Below are 18,213 nucleotides of genomic sequence, written 5' to 3'. Positions count from 1 at the left end.
CCGAGTGGCGGGCCGGATGAGCGGCGATGCGATGACCATCGGTCGAAAGGCGTTGCGATGACTATCGACCGGAGTGTCCCGGCCGAAATCGAGGATGTGCTGGCGTTGAGCCCGCTGCAGGAGGGGCTGTTCTCGTTGGCGCGGTTGGCCGCCGACGGGGTCGATCTGTACACGATGCAGTTCGTCATCGATATCGGCGGTCCGATCGACGTGCCGATGCTGCGCCGCAGCGCCGAGGCGATCCTGGAGCGGCATGCCAATCTGCGGGCCGCGTTCTGGGATAAGGATCTACCCAAGCCGGTGCAGATCGTGCCGACCTGGGTGGATCTGCCCTGGTTCGAAATCTCGGCGCTGCCCGCGGAATTCGATGTCATCGCCGAGGCCGACCGGCAGCAGCGGTTCGATCTCGGTCGCGGTCCGGCCCTGCGCATTACGCTGGTCACCCTGCCCGACGCGCGGCACGGGGGGATGGCAGCCGACGGAGCTTGCGGAGTCGGCGGGGTGGGTCGGCACAGGGGGATGGCAGCCGACGGAGCTCGCGGAGTCGGCGGGGTGGGTCGGCACAGGGGGATGGCAGCCGACGGAGCTCGCGGAGTCGGTAAACACAGGATGATCGTGACCGCGCATCACATCCTGATGGACGGCTGGGCGGTCGCGGTGTTCTTCCGCGAGCTGATCTCGGTGTACGAGGCCGGGGGACAGACGGATTCGCTGCCACCGGCCCGGCCGTACCGTGATTACATCGGCTGGCTCGCCGCGCAGGATGCCGCTGCCATTACGCGCAGTTGGACCGAATACCTCGCGCCGCTGAGCGGTCCGCTCATGCTGGCCGGCGGTACGGCCACCGAGGTAGGCGCGGCGATCCCACGCCGCAGCCGATTCAGTTTGGACAACGCCGAAACCGCGCGGTTGGTGCAATGGGCACGGACGAACGGTCTGACGATGAGCACGGTGGTTCAATTCGCTTGGGCCGTCGTACTCGGCAGGCTCACCGACCGACGCGATGTCGTGTTCGGTACCACCATTTCCGGCCGCCCGGATGCGCTGCCCGGCGTCGAGACGATGATCGGGCTGTTCATAAATACGGTGCCCGCGCGCGTCCTCATCGACCGGACCCGCACCATCGCCGAGCAGTGTGCGCAACTGCAGCGCGAATCGGCGGCCATGCGGGATGCGGGATATGTGAGCCTGTCGACCATTCAGCGCGCGGTCGGGTACGGTGCGCTCTTCGATGTGCTGTTCGTCTTCGAGAACGCGCCCATCGGCGCGGCCACCGATCCGATCGTCACCGCGAGCGGCACCCGATTCCTGCCGGTGGCCATGGAAAGTCTGGTGCACTACCCGCTTTCGGTGGTGTCCTATCTGAACGACGACACGCTCGTCGTCATGCTGGAGGCGATTGCCGAAGCACTGCCGCACTTTCCGGTCGGTGATATCGGCCAGCGAATCCTGTCGGTGCTGCGTCAACTGCCCGATCATGGCGACTCGCGTCCGGATGCGTTGGACCTGCTGCTGGCCGATGAGCAGGTTGTCGTTGCGAGGCAGGCCGACGCCTCCGCGAAGGGCACGGCCTATGAGCTCTTCCTGAACCAGGTCGCCCGCACTCCGGACGCGATCGCACTGAGCACCGGTGCACAGTGCTACACCTACCGTGAATTGCGCACAGCCGCAGGACAACTGGCGAGTGAGCTGATCGTCAACGGTATCGGTCCGGAAGCCGTTGTCGCCCTTGCGCTGCCGCGATCGGCCCGGTCGATCATCGCCATCCTCGCCGTGCTGGAAGCAGGCGGAGCCTATGTGCCGGTGGATATCTCGGCACCCGCCGCCCGCATCGATGCCATCCTGCGCCAAGCGGATCCGAAACTGGTGCTGACAGTGGCGAATTCCGCACATCTGCTGGGCGACATAACACGCCCGGTCTTCGTACTCGACGATCCCGCCGTAGCGGAGGGAATCGCACACCAGGTTGTCGCGCCCTATCGCCCGGTCCACTCCCAGACCGCCGCCTACCTCATCTTCACCTCCGGCTCGACCGGCGAACCCAAGGGGGTCATCGGCACCCACGCCGCTCTGACCAGCTACTTCGTCGATCACCGCGACCGGGTGTATGCCCCGGCGGTGGCCAGGCTCGGCCGCCGACTGCGCATCGCCCATGCCTGGTCGCTGAGCTTCGACGCCTCCTGGCAGCCCATGATCGGTCTATTCGACGGTCACGCCGTGCACCTGTTCGACGAGACCGAAATGCGCGATGCGCAGGGCCTCGTCGACGGCATCGTCCGCCACGAGATCGATATGATCGACACCTCGCCGTCCATGTTCACCCAGCTCTGCGCCGCCGGTCTGGTGGACGGTGAGCGGCTGACCGTGCTCGCACTCGGCGGCGAGGCCATCGGCGCGCCCATGTGGGAGCGGCTGCGCGGGCTGCCGGGCACCGCGGTGTACAACTGCTACGGCCCGACCGAGACCACGGTCGAGGCGGTGGTCGCGACGGTGAATACCGGTCGCAACGAGCCGGGCCATGCCCGGCCCACCATCGGTGGACCGGTGGATCGCATGTCCGCCTACGTCCTCGACGCGATGCTGGGGCCGGTGCCGCGTGGCGTCGTGGGTGAGCTGTACCTGTCCGGCGCCCAGGTGACGCGCGGCTACGTCGGCAAGGCCGCCATTACCGCGGATCGTTTTGTCGCCGACGCCTTCCGGCCCGGCGCGCGCATGTATCGCACAGGTGATCTGGTGCGGCAGTTGCCGAACGGCGATCTCGCCTATCTCGGTCGTGCCGACGACCAGGTCAAAATTCGCGGCTACCGGATCGAAATCGGCGATATCGAAACGGCTCTGCTGCAACTGCCGCAGGTGCGTGCGGGTGCGGTCCTGGTCGTGCAACGGTCGAGCGGTCCGAGCCTGGTCGCCTTCGCGGTCAGCGCACAAGCCGATACGGGCGCCTTGCGTGCCGGACTTGCGGAGCGCCTGCCTGCGTATATGGTTCCGGCGCGGGTTATTTCGCTGCCCGAGCTACCGGTCACGCCCAATGGCAAACTCGATGTTAGTGCCCTGCACGTCCTGGGTTCGGCAGCCCTGCGGGGTTCCGGCCAGCGCACCCTGCCCAACACCGAGACCGAGCGGACGCTGTGCCGCGCACTCGCCGAGGCGCTGGGCGGGATGACACCGGGCATCGATGACGACTTCATCGAGCTCGGCATGGACAGCATTGTCGCCATATCCCTGGTGAACGCGGTCCGACGAGCCGGACTTTCGGTCAGCCCGGCCATGGTCATGACCACCCCGACCGTCCGCGATCTGGCCGCCGCCATCGATTCCCGTGCGGCACCACAGGAGCACGCCCCGGCCGAGATCGGCGCGGTACTCCCGACGCCGATCATGTCCTGGATGTACGAGTACGGCAACTTCCGCAGACTCGCACTCTCGACGCTGATAGCGCTGCCCGCCGAGATGGATCGGGCACGGCTGGAAGCGGTGCTGCAGGCCCTCATCGACGGTCACGACATGCTGCGCGGCCGACTGTCGACGACCGGCGACGGGCACAGCTTCGAAACCAGAGCTCCGGGTAGCGTGCGCGCCGCCGACGTCCTACACGAAGTCCGGGTAGCCGATGACTTCGACGCCGTACTCGAGCAGCAGGCGCGAGCGGCGATCGATCGCATCGACCCGAAGACGGGCACCTTGATCCAGGCCGTCCGCTTCGCGGGTCCCGATGTGCTGCTGCTGTCGATCCACCACCTGGCGGTGGACCCCGTCTCCTGGCACATCATCCTTGCCGATCTGGCCGACGCATGGGCCCAACTGACCGAAGGGCAAAACCCCACTGTCGCAGCGGAATTCACCGGGTATCGCAGCTGGGCACAGCTACTGGATCAACGCCGGACCGCACCGGAAGTGCTCGCCCAACGCGACTTCTGGACAGCGCAACTGACCGGTCCCGATCCGGAACTCGGACTGCGCCACCCGGATCCGACCCGCGACACCTGGTCCTCCTACCGCCTCACGCCCTCGTTCACATCGACCGTCACCACCGGCCGCATCCTCGACGGCCTCGGCACCGACTTCGACATGCGCGAATTGCTGCTCACCGCACTGACAATCGCGCTGACGACCTGGCGAGCCGAACGCGACCAGGACGGCTCCACCGGCGCACTGGTCGCCCTCGAGGGCCACGGCCGCGAAGATGACACCGTCGGCGATGCCGATACCTCGCGCACCGTCGGCTGGTTCACGACGGTGTATCCAGTGCGGGTCGGCGCGGGCTCCGCACTCGATGTCATCCGAGCCGAATCCGATCCGGCCGAAGCGGCAAGCCTGCTGAAGACGGTCGCGGCTCAGTTGGACAGCGTTCCCAATAAGGGTTTGGACTACGGCCTGGTCCGTTACGGCAACACCGAGCCGCAGGCCGATCCCCAAGTGATGCTCGACTATCTGGGCCGTATGGACCTCACCGCGGGCACCTCGGGTCCATGGACCCCGATCTCCGATCTCGTCCTGCACCAGCGGCTTCCGGTCGCCCCCGAACCGGATATGCCGCTGCGCTACGCACTCGACCTCGTCGTCGCCGTCTACCCCGGCGCCGACGGACCTCAGCTGGCCACCCTGTTCCGCTGGAGCGAAGCACTTTTCGACAGCACCGAGATCGACCGATTCGCCACCAGCTGGCAGCGCTGCATCACCGCAGTGGCCGCCGCCATACCAAGCGCAACTCCGGGAGAACGATGAACGCGATCGAAAACGCCATCGTGGTCGAGGACGTCCGCAAGTCCTTCGGCGACGTCCACGCCGTGCGCGGCCTGACCTTCTCGGCACCCGCCGGAAGTGTGCTCGGCGTACTCGGCCCGAACGGCGCGGGCAAGACCACCACGGTCTCCATTCTGTCCACGCTCACCAAGCCCGACGCGGGCCGTGCCCTGGTCGCGGGGCACGATGTCGTGCGCGAGGCCGCGGCCGTGCGGGCATCCATCATGCTCACCGGCCAATACGCGGCGCTCGACGAGGTGCTGACCGGCCGGGAGAACCTCGTCCTGTTCGGCCGCCTGATGGGTCTGCGGCCGAAGCAGGCCAAAATCCGCGCCACCGAACTGCTCGAACAGTTCGATCTCACCGAGGCGGCCGATCGCCGCGTCGGCGGCTACTCCGGCGGTATGCGCAGACGCATCGATATCGCCTGCGGCCTGGTGCGCCCGCCCAAGGTCGTCTTCCTCGACGAACCAACCACCGGCTTGGATCCGGTGAGCAGACAGGGCGTCTGGTCGCTGGTGCGTTCACTCAAGGACCGGGGGGTGACGATCCTGCTCACCACGCAGTACCTCGAGGAGGCGGATGCATTGAGCGACAACATCATCGTCATCGATAAGGGCCGCGTGATCGCCGAGGGCTCCGCGGACGAACTCAAGGCCCGATCGGGTTCGAGCTACTGCGAGGTCGTTCCGGTCGATGCGGGTGACGTGCCCGCCGTGGTCACCGCGTTGGACGGCCTCGGCACGGTGACCGTCGCCGAATCCGCGGACCGGGTCGCGCTTCCGGCTCCCGATGGTGCCGCCACACTGGCCGAAGCGCTGCGCCGAATTACCGATGCCGATATCGAACTCATCGATATCGCTCTGCGCAGACCGTCACTCGACGAGGTCTTCATCAAGCTCACCACCGACGGATCCGGCCTGGTGACCACCGCATGACCGAATCAGCCACGGCGACAACGATTCCTGCCGGCATGCAATGGACCGCGCTGAGTGGCCGCACCGTGCGCGCGGCGGTCCGCGAGGGTGATCTGCCCTTCGGCTTCGTCGCGCCGATGATCTTCTTCATCTGTTTCTATGTCCCGCTGCGCAAGTCGATGGAGCAGACCGGAGCCGACTACGCCCAGTATCTGCTGCCGGTCATCGTGCTGCAGGGCATGTTCTTCACCGCCATGTCGGCGGGCGATCGCGCGGCCCGAGACACCTTCAGCGGCATGGGAACCCGCATGCGATCCATGCCGGTCAAATCCTGGGTTCCGCTGGCCGCCCGGATGTCGGCCAATTTGGTCCGCGCGCTGGCTGGACTCGCCGGAGCGTTGGTGATCGGCACGGCCTTCGGGTTCCGATTCCACAGTGGGGCAGCGGCCCTCGCCTTCATCGCACTGTCGCTGGTTTTCGCGGTGGCACTGGTGATCGGCGCCGACACTCTCGGCGTCGCCACCGGAAAGCCGGAAATCGGCGCATCGGCCCTGCTGGCACCGCAACTGCTGCTCATCATGATGTCCACGGGTTTCGTTCCGGCCGAGGGCTTTCCGGGCTGGATCCAGCCCTTCGTCCGCAATCAGCCGGTATCCCAGGTCGCGGCTGCCCTGCGCGCTCTCGCCGATGGGGAATTCACCTCGGCGGTCGCCGTGGCGGTGGTCTGGATTCTCGGTCTGATCGCGGCATTCACCGCGATCTCGGTCTTGGTGGAAAGGCGGCGGCCGTGAGAACACTGATCGACCAGAGCTTGGTCGAAACGGGCCGACTGCTGCGGCGCTGGCCGCGCGAGCAGGAGGTGCTGACCTCCACCCTGATCCTGCCGGTGCTGCTGTTGTTGATGTACCAACTGGTGCTCCACAAATTCCTCAGCGCATCCTCGGGTGTGGACGCCATCTACGGTTTCGTCCCGATGATCGCGGTCACCGGCGCGATGTACGGCGCCATGGGCACCGGCCTTTCGCTCTACGCGGAGCGGGAAAGCGGTCTGCTGCGGCGCATCTGGGTGCTGCCGGTGCACCGCGCGGCCGGACTGATCGGCAGACTCGTCGCCGAATGCGGACGCACACTGATCGCGACGATCATCGTGGTCGCGCTCGGTGTCGCGCTCGGCTTGCGCTTCGAACAGGGCTGGCCGGGGGTGCTCGGCGCGCTTGCCGTTCCGGTGCTGCTGATTCCCGGCTTCGCCACCATGGTGATCACGGTCGGGGTCAGCAAGGCGGGCGACAAGGTCGTGCAGTTGTTTTCGGCACTCGTACTGCTCGGGATGTTCTTCAATTCCGGATTCGTGCCGGTGCAGAACTACCCGGGCTGGCTGCAGCCGGTGGTGCGGGTCCAGCCGATGAGCTGTGCCATCGAGGCAATGCGTGGCTGCACGATCGGTGGTCCGGTCGCCACCCCGCTGCTGCAGACCATCGCCTGGTCCGTTGGACTCGCCCTGGTCTTCGGCGCCTTCGCGGTGCGCGGCTACCGCAAGGCCGCGGAGGGCTGAGAAGTCTACCGAGTGGACCTCGGTTTGATAGTTACATCAGCTAACTATATAGTTTCCTGAGGTAACAATAAGCAAGGGGCTGCCGTGACGATTCCATCCGCCGATCTCGATCTGGGTGATGTTCAGACCATTCGCCGTCGCCTGCGCTACGACCGGGATCACCCGCACTACAAGTGGATCGTCCTGACCAACACCACCCTCGGTGTGCTGCTCAGCGCGGTCAACGCGTCGATCGTGCTGATCTCGCTGCCCGCGATCTTCCGGGGTATCGGACTGAACCCGCTGGAAGCGGGCAATGTCGGCTATCTGCTGTGGATGCTGATGGGCTATCTGCTCGTCACCGCGGTACTCGTGGTGATGTTCGGGCGGCTCGGCGATATCTTCGGCCGCGTCAAGATCTACAACCTGGGATTCGCGGTCTTCGCGGTGACTTCCATCGCGCTGTCCTTCGATCCGTGCCACGGTGGTTCGGGTGCGATGTGGATCATCGTCTGGCGGGTCCTGCAGGGCATCGGCGGCGCCATGCTGACGGCCAATTCGACCGCCATCCTGACCGACGCCTTCCCGGCCAAACAGCGTGGTACCGCCCTCGGCATCAATATGGTCGCCGCGGTCGCGGGCTCCTTCTTCGGCCTGATCATCGGTGGCGTGCTATCCGAATGGGATTGGCGTGCGGTGTTCTGGGTCAGCGTGCCGATCGCCGTGATCGGCTCGATCTGGTCCTACCGCTCGCTACACGAGGTGGGCACGCGCACCAAGGGCAAGGTCGACTGGGTGGGCACCATCACCTTCGGCCTCGGTCTGACCGCACTGCTCACCGGCATCACGTACGGCATTCAGCCCTACGGCGGCCATCCCACCGGCTGGTCCAATCCCTGGGTGCTCGGCGCGGTACTCGGCGGCATCGCCCTGCTCGCGGTGTTCTGCGTGGTGGAGACCAAGGTCGCCGAGCCGATGTTCCATCTGTCGCTGTTCCGCAACCGCGCTTTCGGCCTCGGCAATTTCGCCAATCTGATGGTCTCGATCGGCCGCGGCGGCCTGCAGTTCATGCTGATCATCTGGTTGCAGGGCATCTGGCTGCCGCTGCACGGCTACGACTACGAATCGACGCCGCTGTGGGCCGGTATCTACCTGTTGCCGTTGACCGTGGGATTCCTTGCCGCCGGACCGGTTTCGGGCTGGCTGTCCGACCGCTACGGTTCGCGGCGGTTCACCACCGGTGGCGCGACGCTGGCCGGGCTCACCTTCCTGCTGTTGCTGGTCATCCCGGTCGACTTCAACTACTGGGTGTTCGCCGCGATCGTGCTGCTCAACGGCATCGGCTGTGGCCTGTTCTTCTCGCCGAACACCGCTGCCATCATGTCGAGTGTGCCCGCGTCTCAGCGTGGTGCGGCCTCGGGTATGCGCGGCACCCTGTTCAACGGCGGCAATGCGCTGTCGATGGGGATCTTCTTCTCGCTCATGGTCGTCGGTCTGGCTGCCAGCTTGCCCTCGGCGCTCGACAGCGGTCTGCGGGCCCAGGGTGTGTCCGCGGGCGCGGCGTCGCAGCTTGCCGATCTGCCGCCTGTGGCGAGTATGTTCGCCGCGTTCCTCGGTTACAACCCGATCCAGGAATTGCTCGGCCCCAGTGGTGAATTGGCCAAGCCGGGTGTCAATGCGGATACCCTCACCGGTCAGGAGTTCTTCCCGCATCTGCTCACCGGACCGTTCCATTCGGGTCTGATCGTGGTGTTCGTCTGTGCCGCCCTGATGATGTTCCTGGCGGCCGCGGCTTCGTACTTCGCGGGTGATAAGTACGTCGAGGAGGAACTGGCCGAACTCGCCGAGGCCGACGAACTCGTCGCCGCACGCTGAACCACGGCTGGTGCGTGCGACGCTCGGACTCTACTGTCTGCGGCCGTTTCGCGCGTATCCGAGTCGACCGTTGTCAGGCGCCCGGTTCCTCGACCGCGTCGCTCGGCCGTATCTCGCGTCTTCTCCGCCGTTCTGGGTGTGCCGCCCTACCGAGCGACCACCCCGTCGATCTCGGCTTGCATGCGCGGTTGGCCCGACTGCTGGCGTAGCTCGGTAGCGATGCGCGCCAGCGTATCCAGATCCGCCCGGCTTGCCTCCCGAAGGATCGACTCGACTTCGGCGAGTTGCTGTGAGTTGAGCTTGCTACGCCATGGGAGCCGCTTCATCTCCTCGTTCATGATGTGGCCGCCGACCGGGATGCGCGGTGCAAGCACCCGGCAGCTTCCAGCGTGCTGAGCGCTGCCTGTCGCTGCTTGCATTGGACGGAATCGTTGTGCAAGTGGATCTGCAATAACCGGTGCGCCTGCTCGGCCGTGAGCGAGCGAGGCTCGAATCCGCAGTGGTCGTAGTACGGGTAGTCGTTCGGATCGTCCGAGCCGTTCTCGAAGCGGACGGTCACCCGGACGGTGTCGTAATCGACGTTCATGGCTTCACTCCCGCAGTATTCGGTGCCTCGAAACCAGATGGAATCGCGAACTCCGCGTGCGGGTTCACGCTGAGCCTGTACATCACCCTGTCGCCGGTGAATTCTGTACGTCCGTGCAACCAGCGATGGTTGTGCAGCACATAACCCTGCCCAGGTTCCAACTCGAACTGGATCGTGCGGCGCTCCACGGCATCGGTCAGCGCGGCCAACCATCGCACGATGTCAGGCGAGAACTTCGCTAACTCGTCACTGCGATACCGAATCCGAATCCGTCGGTCCGGCGTGTGCTCGAATATCGAGCTCAGATACCCCGATGCACCGCCGAACAGTACCGTTCTCGGCTGCGAAAGTACCTGTGCAGCTTCGGGATTGGTGAGGATCAGATCGGCGTACACGCGTTGACCGTCGATGGCGATGCACTCGCCGCCCTTGCCCTTGCGGCCGCACACCACTATTAGCAGCGCGGGTGGGTCCGGTGTGCCCGATCGGTCCGTGTGCGGCGGTAGCGGACCATTCCCGAAGCCCTCGAATCCGATACGGCCCGCGAGCCCACCGCGATGCCTCAGCGTGGTCACGCCGTCCGGCTCGCTGTCCCGGTGCGGGACAGTGCGGCCGAGAGACGCCCCCAGGGCGACCAGCTGCGCCCGTTTCATAATTCCGTCGAACCGGGCAAACCCATCCGCAACTAGCTTTGCGGCTACCCCTGCTGCCCACTCCTGCGGTAAGTCCACGAACATGCAACCAACGGTGCGTCTGGCGGTGCGGGTCCGTCCACTGACAGACTGTCACTGTGCAACCGGCCGCCCCGTGCTCATGCCGGTGCTAGCGTCCTGGACATGACGGCCTCCGGTTACGTACCGCACATGTACTCGATATCGATCAAAGGCGTTGTCGTTCGTGACGGTCAGGTGCTCCTGCTGAAGAACGAGCGCGAAGAGTGGGAATTGCCGGGCGGCAGAATCGAACCCACTGAGACCCCCGAGGAATGTGTAGCGCGCGAGATTACGGAGGAAACACAGTGGCCGGTAACCACCGGTCCGATCCTCGACTCGTGGGTCTATTACATCAACGAGGTTGAGCGTCACGTGTTCATCGTGACCTACGGGTGCTACCCGGACACCGACGCCGAGCCGGTGCTGTCACATGAGCACGAGGAAGTCGGATTGTTCCGGGAGAACGAGATCGCCGTTTTGAACATGCCCGATGGCTATAAGCGGTCCATCATGACGTGGTTCGCGCAACTCCGGGCAGCCGAGAGCGTGTAGGAGGACACCGTGGACGGGGGCAGGTGTCAGGCATGCGGCGTCACCATCGGCCGCTACGCGACCGAGCCCGTGTGCCCCACCTGCGCGGCGAATACCCGGCCGAGTCCGCCACCGATCCGCGCTGCGCCGATCGTCTCCGCCATCTGGTTGTGGGCCGCCCCGGAAGCTGCCACCGCGATAGCGACCCGCGATCTACCGATGATTCTCCGCACCTACCGCCGGATAAACGGGCTAAATCAAATCGCACTGGGCGAGCTGCTCGGCTACGACAAGTCCTATGTGTCGATGATCGAAACCGGGCGGCGAGCAATAAGCGATGTCGCATCACGCCGTCATATCGCCGCCCGATTGGGCCTGCCTCCTCATGTCCTCGGCATCACCGGAGTAGATGACGCCGAGTATCGCGCCATGCTCCAATTCGGCGACAGCACAGTCCGACTCGCAGAGATAGCGCGCCAGTCCGGCCATGCCGTCGAAGCCGTCAATGAACTTTGGCCACTGGTAGCCCGATTGGAAGCGAGGGCAGCCGAGGGCCACATGGAGCGAGATAGCTTGATCTTGCTCGCGCAAGCTCGGGTGGCACTCGGCGTCTCGCTCGGGACAGTGCTACCCGAGGAACGCCTGTCGTCGGCCGCCCGATGGACCGGGCAGGCGGTCAAGATAGCCGCACATCTCGACGCCCCTGCGTTCTACGCGCACACGCTCCGAATGCATGGCAACGAGCTTCGCAAGGCTGGCCATGTCGCCGCGGGTGTTGCGCGGCTGGAACAGTCGTTGTCGCTGGCCACCAATCCGGCCGACCAAGGCAGTGCGCTCGCGTTTCTCTGCCGCGCGACAGGCGAGCTCGGTCACGGCGAACAATTCGATATCGCGCTACAGCGATACCGACATCTGCTGGAGCGAAATGCGCACAGTGGCTTACTGTTCCAGCCATTCACGCTGCGTGAAATCGAGATTCGAGGATTACTCGGAACGGGCCGACCAGCCGATGCCGGCCGACTCGCAAAGGTCGCTGTCGGGACCCCTTCCGCGCCACAGTGGAGGATTATCGAGCGCGTGACCTCGGGCGAAGTATTCGCCGCGATCCGTGAGCGCGACACTGCAACGAACGCGTTCAGAACCGCCATCGAATCTGCCGAACACCACCGACTACCGCACCAGATTCAGCGGACCATCAGGGCCACCGTCAAGACAGGTATGCATGAGCTGACGGCCGAGGCACGCGGAGCCCTGCAACGCATCCGTTCCCTGCTGGCACCCCGCCGCAACCTGTAAGTGGGGATCTTCTTCTCGCTCATGGTCGTCGGTCTGGCTGCCAGCTTGCCCTCGGCGCTCGACAGCGGTCTGCGGGCCCAGGGTGTGTCCGCGGGCGCGGCGTCGCAGCTTGCCGATCTGCCGCCGGTGGCGAGTATGTTCGCCGCGTTCCTCGGTTACAACCCGATCCAGGAATTGCTCGGCCCCAGTGGTGAATTGGCCAAGCCGGGTGTCAATGCGGATACCCTCACCGGTCAGGAGTTCTTCCCGCATCTGCTCACCGGACCGTTCCATTCGGGTCTGATCGTGGTGTTCGTCTGTGCCGCCCTGATGATGTTCCTCGCGGCCGCGGCTTCGTACTTCGCGGGTGATAAGTACGTCGAGGAGGAACTGGCCGAACTCGCCGAGGCCGACGAACTCGTCGCCGCGCGCTGAACCACGGCTGGTGCGTGCGACGCTCGGACTCTACTGTCTGGGCCATGAACTCGCTGCCGGTCGTGCCGATGGTGGTGATCCTCGGATTCGTCGCCGCGATCACCATCGGCCGATGGTTTCTGGTCGCCGAAACCCTCGGTGACCGGCTCGTCAATCGCGCGCTGGCCTGGGATCTGGTCGGTCTGGTCTTGTTCGTATGCGTCGGCCGACTGGGTGCCGCCGATCTCGCGTTCGATCTGTTCACGATCTTCGGTGCGTTCGCGGTGGCGAATGTCTTCGGGTTCGCGCGTTCGCTCGACGGCGGCGACCCGCGGACCGCGGTGCGACGGCAGCGCATCTACGACGGAATGGCCGTGGCGGCCGGATGTGTTGTGCTGGTGGGCATTATGGCCGCGCGCACGGATTGGGGGCCGACCGTCTGGTCGCTGACCACGGTGCCGACCGCTTGGTCGGGCCTGCACATAACGCGGGCCTGCCTGCGGGAATTGCGTACCGCCGGGATCGCCGCGAAGGAACGGCTCACCTACGGCGCACTGCTGTTCGTCGGTGGTTATGCCGCGGTATCGACGATGGTCTCGCTGGTGCGCACGGCCAACGGCACCCGACCCGATGAGCCGGGCCTGCCATGGGTGATCGGAGCATACGCGACGTTGGTGCTGCTCACGGCCCTGATCGCGATCCCGCTGTGGTATGCGGTGCTGGCTCGGACGGAGTTGGACCGGGCCGGGCGCTGCTGTCGCCGCCTGCGTCCGCTGTGGCTGGCGCTCACCGATGCCGTACCCGAGGTGGTGCTGGCGCGGCCGAGCGGTGGTTCCGCGTCGCGGCTCTATCGGATGACGGTCGAAATCCGGGATGCCCTGGTGCGATTGCGGCCGTACGTGCCGGATGTCGAGGCGCACACCGATATCCGCGAATACGCGCGCGGTATCGCGCGGGCCGTGCAGGCCAAAGCCGCCGGCGAAGCGCCCGCGATGGCCTCCGGTCGGGCCACCCCGGTCGACCCACGCGACCGGACCGATGAGCTCAGGTACCTGCTGGCCCTGGCCGTGGAATGGCCGAAGGCCCGCGCGCTGGTGCGCGCGGGCTCGAATCTCCGTCGCGCTGAACCTATTTCGCCGCGTTGGCGAAGGCGGGCTCCAGCTTGTTCAGCAGATAGGGCACCGACAGCGCGGTCGGCTGGTTGACGGCGCTGATCTCCTGCACCGTGAGGAAGACCACCGCACCCTTCCGCACCGCGGGCAGATCGGTGTATCCGGGAAGCTGGCGATACTTGTCGTCCATACCGGGGGAGTAGCCCGCGAGCAGCAGATCGGCGGTGAGCTCATCGACCCGCTCGGGCGACAGCGCGAGCCGGCCCTGATTCGACGGCTGATCGGTGAGGTTCTTCGGGATGCTCAGTCCGAGCTGGGTGAAGATCTTGCTCGATCCGTCGTTCGGATCGGTCAGCACCATCAGCTGGGCCGGGCTGGCCAACCAGGTGCTCGCGAAAGTCTTGCCCCGCAGACCCGGATTGGCCCGGCCGATGGACTCCACCTTCTTGTCCACATCGGTGATCACGCGGGTCGCGTCATCTTCCTTGTGCAGCACCTTGCCGAGTGTGGTCACCAGGTCCTGCCAGGGTTGGATCGACGCGGAGGTGAGTGCGGGCAGCGTCGGGGCGACCTTGGACAACTCGTCATAGGTCTTCTGGTCGGCCAGGAATCCGTCCACCAGAATCAGATCCGGCTCGAGCGCCGCGACCTGCTCGGCGATATTGCCGGTGGTATTCAAGGATTTCGCCGATTCGAGCGACTTCGGCTCCCACGCCGGGGTGCTCTTGGATATCGAGGCGACATTGTCGACGTAGCCGACCGGGGTCATGCCGAGCGCCAGTGTCGAATCCAGCCACTGATTCCCCAGCGTGACAATCTTTTTCGGGGTGCCCTGGACGGTTGTCGTGCCGCGCGCGTGGGTGATGGTGACGGGCGCGCCTCCGTCGGATCCCGCATCATCGCTGGACGATCCACAGGCGGTAATACCCAGGGTCAGCGCACCGGCCAGCACGGCAACCGCCGCTCGCTGCCAGCCGTGAGACATCCGAACAGACTGCATCGTCACCCTCTCCTTCATCGAGGAATTCCCCGACCCGGCTCCCTTCGAGCCGCAACAGCATAGGTCAGCCTAACCTACATTGATGCGAGCGCCACCTCCGCTTGCTGCTTGCTGTCATGTCATCTGTTGTGAACCTATTGAACGTACCGCTATATAGCGGTACGTTAAATGACGTCAATAAATGATCCTCTCGTCCGGGAGGCATCGACGTCGAACCCGTGAGCACGCGGGTCTTCGCACGACTGACGCATACCGAATTGAGGTTAGTTCCGATGAATCACAAGAGTTCCGCCGGACGCGTCCGGCCCATGGTTGCCCGCATCGCCATCACCTCCGCGCTGGCCCTGGCCCCGATCGCGGCGGTAGCAAGCCCGGCGCTCGCCGAAACGACCGACACCCAGGGCCCGGCCATCGTGCTGGTGGATCAGGCCGACGACATCCACGGCCACGGCGGCTGGGGCCGTGGTGGCTGGGGCCACCGCGGCGGCTGGGGCGGCCATGGTGGCTGGGGTCACCGCGGCGGACCCGGTTACGGCGGCTGGTTCGGCTCCCCGGGCTGGCCGGGCTATTTCCCCATGCCCGGAACCGGCAGCGCCTTCTGACCCCAGCCGCTCGGCGGCGCAAGCCATTCCCCTCGAAGCGCTTCCCGTATGAATAAGCCCGGCACAGCAGCCGGGCTTATTCACATCCATCCGACGACCCGCACCGGCAGGTAGGTCGACGGTCGATCAGCTGCCGCAGACATGGGCTCTCGATATGGCGAATGGGTAGGCTTCCGTCATGACGATCGAGCCGTCCGGCCATCTGCCGCACGAGATGACCGAGGAGCAATACCGACTCCTGCCCGAGGACACAGCGCGTGAGATCGAGGTTGTCCACGGGCATGTGATCGTCTGTGAGTCGCCGGTACCAGAGCACAATCGGGTGGCACGCAGGCTGGCCGGTGCCATGGAGCAACTGCCGAGCACCGAGCCGTGCATTCGGGTCGAGACCGATATCGACGTAGTGCTCTGGCGAGTGCCTAAATTCACGTTCCGGCGGCCGGATGTCACGGTCTATCGGTGCCTTCCGGAGCGCGGTGCGAAACCCGAGGCCGGTGATGCCCTGATCGTCATCGAGGTTTCCTCGCCGTCCACCGCCGCCGAGGATCTGCTCGACAAGAAGGTGCAGTACGCCCGCGCAGGCATCCCGCTCTATCTGGTCGTAGCTCTCGATATCAAATACGACATCGAAGAGGTCCGTGAGTTCCGACTCGACGCGCACGCCGCCGAATACCGCCTACACCGGTTGCACCGCGACGGATTCGTGCGGCTCGAGCACGTCGTGCTGGGCGAGATCAGCTTCGCTGACCTGGTTCGGTAACGAAAGCAGCCCGGCGTGGGCCGGGCTGCTGCTGGGCGGGGTTCAGAGGGTGATGCGCTGGTTTTCGGGGAGGAAGAGTTTGTCGCCGTCCCGGAGGCCGAAGGTGTTGTAGAACTGGGCGATATTGCGGACGATCTGGTTGCAGCGGAATTCGTTGGGGGCGTGCACGTCCTGGAGCAGGCTGATGGTGGATTCCTCGGTCTGCTTTTCGCGCCAGCTGCGGGCGTAGGAGAAGAACATCTGCTGGAAGTCGGGGTCGATGCCCTCGCGTTTCGCGGCGATGCGGTAGGCCTCGACGGCGATCTGCAGGCCGCGCAGGTCGGCGAGGTTTTCGCCGACGGTGAGTGCGCCGTCGACGTGGTATTCGGGATCGAGGCCCTCGGGGACCAGCACATCGAATTGTTCGATCAGCTGCTTGGTCTTCGCCTCGAATGCGGTCAGGTCCTCGGGTGTCCACCAGTCGCTGCGATTACCGCTGGCGTCGTATTTGCGGCCCTGATCGTCGAAGCCGTGGCCGATTTCGTGGCCGATGGTCGCGCCGACCGCGCCGTAATTGACCGCGGTGGTCGCGTCCTTGTCGAAGAACGGCGGCTGCAGATACGCGGCGGGGAAGGTGATCTGGTTGTTGGTCGATGAGTAGTAGGCATTGACGGTCTGCGGCGACATGCCCCACTCGGACTTGTCGACCGGAGTGCCGAGCCGGTTGAACGCCTTCTTGGACTCGAAAGCGTTGACGGCGCGCAGGGATTCGATCAGCTTGCCCCGGGTGATCGTCAGCGCGGAGTAGTCGTCCCACTTATCCGGATATCCGATCCTGGCCTCGATCTTGTCCAGCTTGACGATCGAGGCATCCCTGGTCGGCTTGGACATCCAGGTCGAATTGGTGAAGTTCTCCCGATAGGCGGCCATGAGGTCGGCCACCATCTCCTTGGCCCGATCCTTGGCGGACGGCGGAAAGTGCTTCTCGACATACAGTTTGCCGAGCTGGTCACCGAGATTGTCGTTGACGACGCCGACACCGGACTTCCAGGTCTCCGGCCGCTCCTCGAGCCCGCTGAGCACCTTTCCGACGAATTCGAACCGCGCGTCGCGGATCGCCTTGGGCAGGAACCGGGCGTACTCCGCGACCACGTTGGCCCGCAGATACTCCCGCCACAGCGCGATATCGGTATCGGCCCACAGCTGCGCGGCCGCGGTCACGAATGACGGCTGCGCGACCACGATCTTGTCGAACAGCGAGCGCGGCCGGTCGGTATTGCCCGCCATCCACGAATCCCAATCGAATTGTGGTCCGAGCGCGACCAGATCGTGCCAGCTCATCACGTTGTAGGTGGCATCGGTATCGCGATTGCGCACGCTGTCCCAATGCGCCGCCGCGATCTTGGTCTCCAGATCGAGCATGCGCTGCGCGATACCCGCCGGATCGGCGAACCCGGCGCCCGCGGACATTTTCTCGAGGTAGGTCTTGTACCCGCCGAGCTGTTTGGCGTATTCCGGCTTGCGGTAGTACTGCTCGCTCAGCCCGATACCCGACTGGCTGATGGTGGGGATGTAGGCATTGGAGTCCTTGCGATCGATACCGATCCCGATAGCGATCAGTCCGGCGATCGGCAGTTGCGCCATCACCTCGGCCAGATCCGGTTTGGTCGCCGCGCCATCGATCTTGGCGAAGAGGTCGGTCAGCGGTGTCAGGCCGAGCGTTTCGAAGGCGGCCTCGTCCAGCCGCGCGTCGTAGAGATCGCGAATCTGCTGTGCCTCCGAACCCGGCTTCGGATCCTCCAGGCCCTCGATGATCTCGCGCAGCTGATCCAGCGTCCGGTCGCTCGCATCGCTGATCGCGCCGACCGCGGCCTTATCCGGCGGCAGTTGGTACTCGCGCAGCCACTTGCCGTTGACGTGCCGGTACAGATCGTCCTGCGGCCGGATCGCCTCGTCCGCGCCGCCCATATCGACCCCGGTGAGCTGCACCGAGCGCGCATCCTTCGAGCAGGAGACCAGGGCGAGGGCCGCGGGCACCACCCCGAGCGCGATCAGGAAGGCACGACGGTCCAGCTGACCGGGACGACCGGTTGATGTCACGAGGGAATCCTCTCCCGATGCGGTCCCGCCGCATCCTCGTCAGGCGCGATAGTGCTGGTCCGAGGCTACCTGTCG

General features: G+C 65.3%; 14 protein-coding genes and 2 pseudogenes. 11 read left to right on the top strand and 5 right to left on the bottom strand.

Translation table 11 applies throughout. From position 1 onward, the window contains the following. Positions 1–57: 57 nt before the first annotated feature. From AB0L58_RS28335 to AB0L58_RS28315, 5 genes are all read left to right on the top strand, one after another. Complete coding sequence (locus tag AB0L58_RS28335) at positions 58–4,725, top strand: amino acid adenylation domain-containing protein (RefSeq protein WP_364391007.1); 4,668 nt, start codon at positions 58–60, stop codon at positions 4,723–4,725. After that, a complete protein-coding gene (locus AB0L58_RS28330; RefSeq protein ID WP_364391005.1) occupies positions 4,722–5,681 on the top strand; it encodes an ATP-binding cassette domain-containing protein in 960 nt (319 codons plus the stop codon). The genes AB0L58_RS28335 and AB0L58_RS28330 overlap by 4 nt, the downstream gene beginning before the upstream one ends. Then, the gene (locus tag AB0L58_RS28325; RefSeq protein WP_364391003.1) at positions 5,678–6,451 is read left to right on the top strand and encodes an ABC transporter permease; all 774 of its coding nucleotides are present in this window, start codon (positions 5,678–5,680) and stop codon (positions 6,449–6,451) included. Before AB0L58_RS28330 ends, AB0L58_RS28325 begins: the two co-directional genes overlap by 4 nt. Then, on the top strand, positions 6,448–7,212 hold the full coding sequence (locus AB0L58_RS28320; RefSeq protein WP_364391001.1) for an ABC transporter permease: 765 nt from the start codon (positions 6,448–6,450) through the stop codon (positions 7,210–7,212). The genes AB0L58_RS28325 and AB0L58_RS28320 overlap by 4 nt, the downstream gene beginning before the upstream one ends. Before the next feature lie 84 nt (positions 7,213–7,296). Next, positions 7,297–9,066: an MFS transporter gene (locus AB0L58_RS28315; protein ID WP_364390999.1), complete on the top strand. Its 1,770-nt coding sequence runs from the start codon at positions 7,297–7,299 to the stop codon at positions 9,064–9,066. Positions 9,067–9,212: 146 nt separating this feature from the next. On the opposite strand, the gene AB0L58_RS28310 is transcribed toward AB0L58_RS28315, so the two are convergent. Genes AB0L58_RS28310 through AB0L58_RS28300 form a run of 3 tightly spaced genes read right to left on the bottom strand, consistent with a single transcriptional unit; the run spans position 9,213 to position 10,389 of the window. Continuing rightward, positions 9,213–9,404: a hypothetical protein gene (locus AB0L58_RS28310; RefSeq protein WP_364390997.1), complete on the bottom strand. Its 192-nt coding sequence runs from the start codon at positions 9,402–9,404 to the stop codon at positions 9,213–9,215. Further along, the gene (locus AB0L58_RS28305) at positions 9,401–9,652 is read right to left on the bottom strand and encodes a hypothetical protein (protein ID WP_364390995.1); all 252 of its coding nucleotides are present in this window, start codon (positions 9,650–9,652) and stop codon (positions 9,401–9,403) included. Before AB0L58_RS28305 ends, AB0L58_RS28310 begins: the two co-directional genes overlap by 4 nt. After that, positions 9,649–10,389, bottom strand: a complete 741-nt coding sequence (locus tag AB0L58_RS28300) for a TauD/TfdA family dioxygenase (protein ID WP_364390993.1) — start codon at positions 10,387–10,389, stop codon at positions 9,649–9,651. The genes AB0L58_RS28305 and AB0L58_RS28300 overlap by 4 nt, the downstream gene beginning before the upstream one ends. A 99-nt stretch (positions 10,390–10,488) precedes the next feature. Between AB0L58_RS28300 and AB0L58_RS28295 the strand changes: the two genes are divergently transcribed. The 4 genes and pseudogenes from AB0L58_RS28295 (at position 10,489) to AB0L58_RS28280 (ending at position 13,790) form a co-directional block, all read left to right on the top strand. Continuing rightward, complete coding sequence (locus AB0L58_RS28295; RefSeq protein WP_364390991.1) at positions 10,489–10,917, top strand: NUDIX hydrolase; 429 nt, start codon at positions 10,489–10,491, stop codon at positions 10,915–10,917. 198 nt (positions 10,918–11,115) lie between these two features. Beyond that, positions 11,116–11,268 (top strand): annotated as a pseudogene (locus AB0L58_RS28290) (helix-turn-helix transcriptional regulator); the annotation flags it as partial. Between the two features lie 915 nt (positions 11,269–12,183). Continuing rightward, positions 12,184–12,606 (top strand): annotated as a pseudogene (locus AB0L58_RS28285) (MFS transporter); the annotation flags it as partial. A gap of 44 nt (positions 12,607–12,650) precedes the next feature. Then, a complete protein-coding gene (locus tag AB0L58_RS28280; protein WP_364390989.1) occupies positions 12,651–13,790 on the top strand; it encodes an MAB_1171c family putative transporter in 1,140 nt (379 codons plus the stop codon). Here AB0L58_RS28280 and AB0L58_RS28275 read toward each other — a convergent pair. After that, positions 13,714–14,697 (bottom strand): ABC transporter substrate-binding protein, encoded by a 984-nt coding sequence (locus tag AB0L58_RS28275; protein WP_364390987.1) that lies wholly within the window; start codon positions 14,695–14,697, stop codon positions 13,714–13,716. The two genes, AB0L58_RS28280 and AB0L58_RS28275, sit on opposite strands and share 77 nt — an antisense overlap. A gap of 272 nt (positions 14,698–14,969) precedes the next feature. Here AB0L58_RS28275 and AB0L58_RS28270 point away from each other — a divergent pair, with 272 nt between their 5' ends. Together AB0L58_RS28270 and AB0L58_RS28265 are read left to right on the top strand one after the other, a co-directional pair. Then, the gene (locus AB0L58_RS28270; protein WP_364390985.1) at positions 14,970–15,299 is read left to right on the top strand and encodes a hypothetical protein; all 330 of its coding nucleotides are present in this window, start codon (positions 14,970–14,972) and stop codon (positions 15,297–15,299) included. Positions 15,300–15,477: 178 nt separating this feature from the next. Further along, positions 15,478–16,059, top strand: a complete 582-nt coding sequence (locus AB0L58_RS28265) for a Uma2 family endonuclease (protein WP_364390983.1) — start codon at positions 15,478–15,480, stop codon at positions 16,057–16,059. A gap of 42 nt (positions 16,060–16,101) precedes the next feature. Here AB0L58_RS28265 and AB0L58_RS28260 read toward each other — a convergent pair whose 3' ends face one another. Beyond that, on the bottom strand, positions 16,102–18,138 hold the full coding sequence (locus tag AB0L58_RS28260) for a M13 family metallopeptidase (RefSeq protein WP_364390981.1): 2,037 nt from the start codon (positions 18,136–18,138) through the stop codon (positions 16,102–16,104). Between the last annotated feature and the right edge of the window lie 75 nt (positions 18,139–18,213).

The sequence above is a fragment of the Nocardia sp. NPDC052112 genome, assembly GCF_040680135.1.
Taxonomy (GTDB): domain Bacteria; phylum Actinomycetota; class Actinomycetes; order Mycobacteriales; family Mycobacteriaceae; genus Nocardia.
Note: the sequence above shows the minus strand (reverse complement) of the source record. Positions and strands in the feature narration are given on the sequence as shown.

Coding starts and splice junctions, on each gene's coding strand:
- AB0L58_RS28305 (WP_364390995.1), bottom strand. CDS start 9,652: ATGAACGTCGATTACGACACCGTCCGGGTGACCGTCCGCTTCGAGAAC.
- AB0L58_RS28335 (WP_364391007.1), top strand. CDS start 58: ATGACTATCGACCGGAGTGTCCCGGCCGAAATCGAGGATGTGCTGGCG.
- AB0L58_RS28300 (WP_364390993.1), bottom strand. CDS start 10,389: ATGTTCGTGGACTTACCGCAGGAGTGGGCAGCAGGGGTAGCCGCAAAG.
- AB0L58_RS28280 (WP_364390989.1), top strand. CDS start 12,651: ATGAACTCGCTGCCGGTCGTGCCGATGGTGGTGATCCTCGGATTCGTC.
- AB0L58_RS28295 (WP_364390991.1), top strand. CDS start 10,489: ATGACGGCCTCCGGTTACGTACCGCACATGTACTCGATATCGATCAAA.
- AB0L58_RS28275 (WP_364390987.1), bottom strand. CDS start 14,697: ATGCAGTCTGTTCGGATGTCTCACGGCTGGCAGCGAGCGGCGGTTGCC.
- AB0L58_RS28330 (WP_364391005.1), top strand. CDS start 4,722: ATGAACGCGATCGAAAACGCCATCGTGGTCGAGGACGTCCGCAAGTCC.
- AB0L58_RS28270 (WP_364390985.1), top strand. CDS start 14,970: ATGAATCACAAGAGTTCCGCCGGACGCGTCCGGCCCATGGTTGCCCGC.
- AB0L58_RS28310 (WP_364390997.1), bottom strand. CDS start 9,404: ATGAACGAGGAGATGAAGCGGCTCCCATGGCGTAGCAAGCTCAACTCA.
- AB0L58_RS28265 (WP_364390983.1), top strand. CDS start 15,478: ATGACGATCGAGCCGTCCGGCCATCTGCCGCACGAGATGACCGAGGAG.
- AB0L58_RS28325 (WP_364391003.1), top strand. CDS start 5,678: ATGACCGAATCAGCCACGGCGACAACGATTCCTGCCGGCATGCAATGG.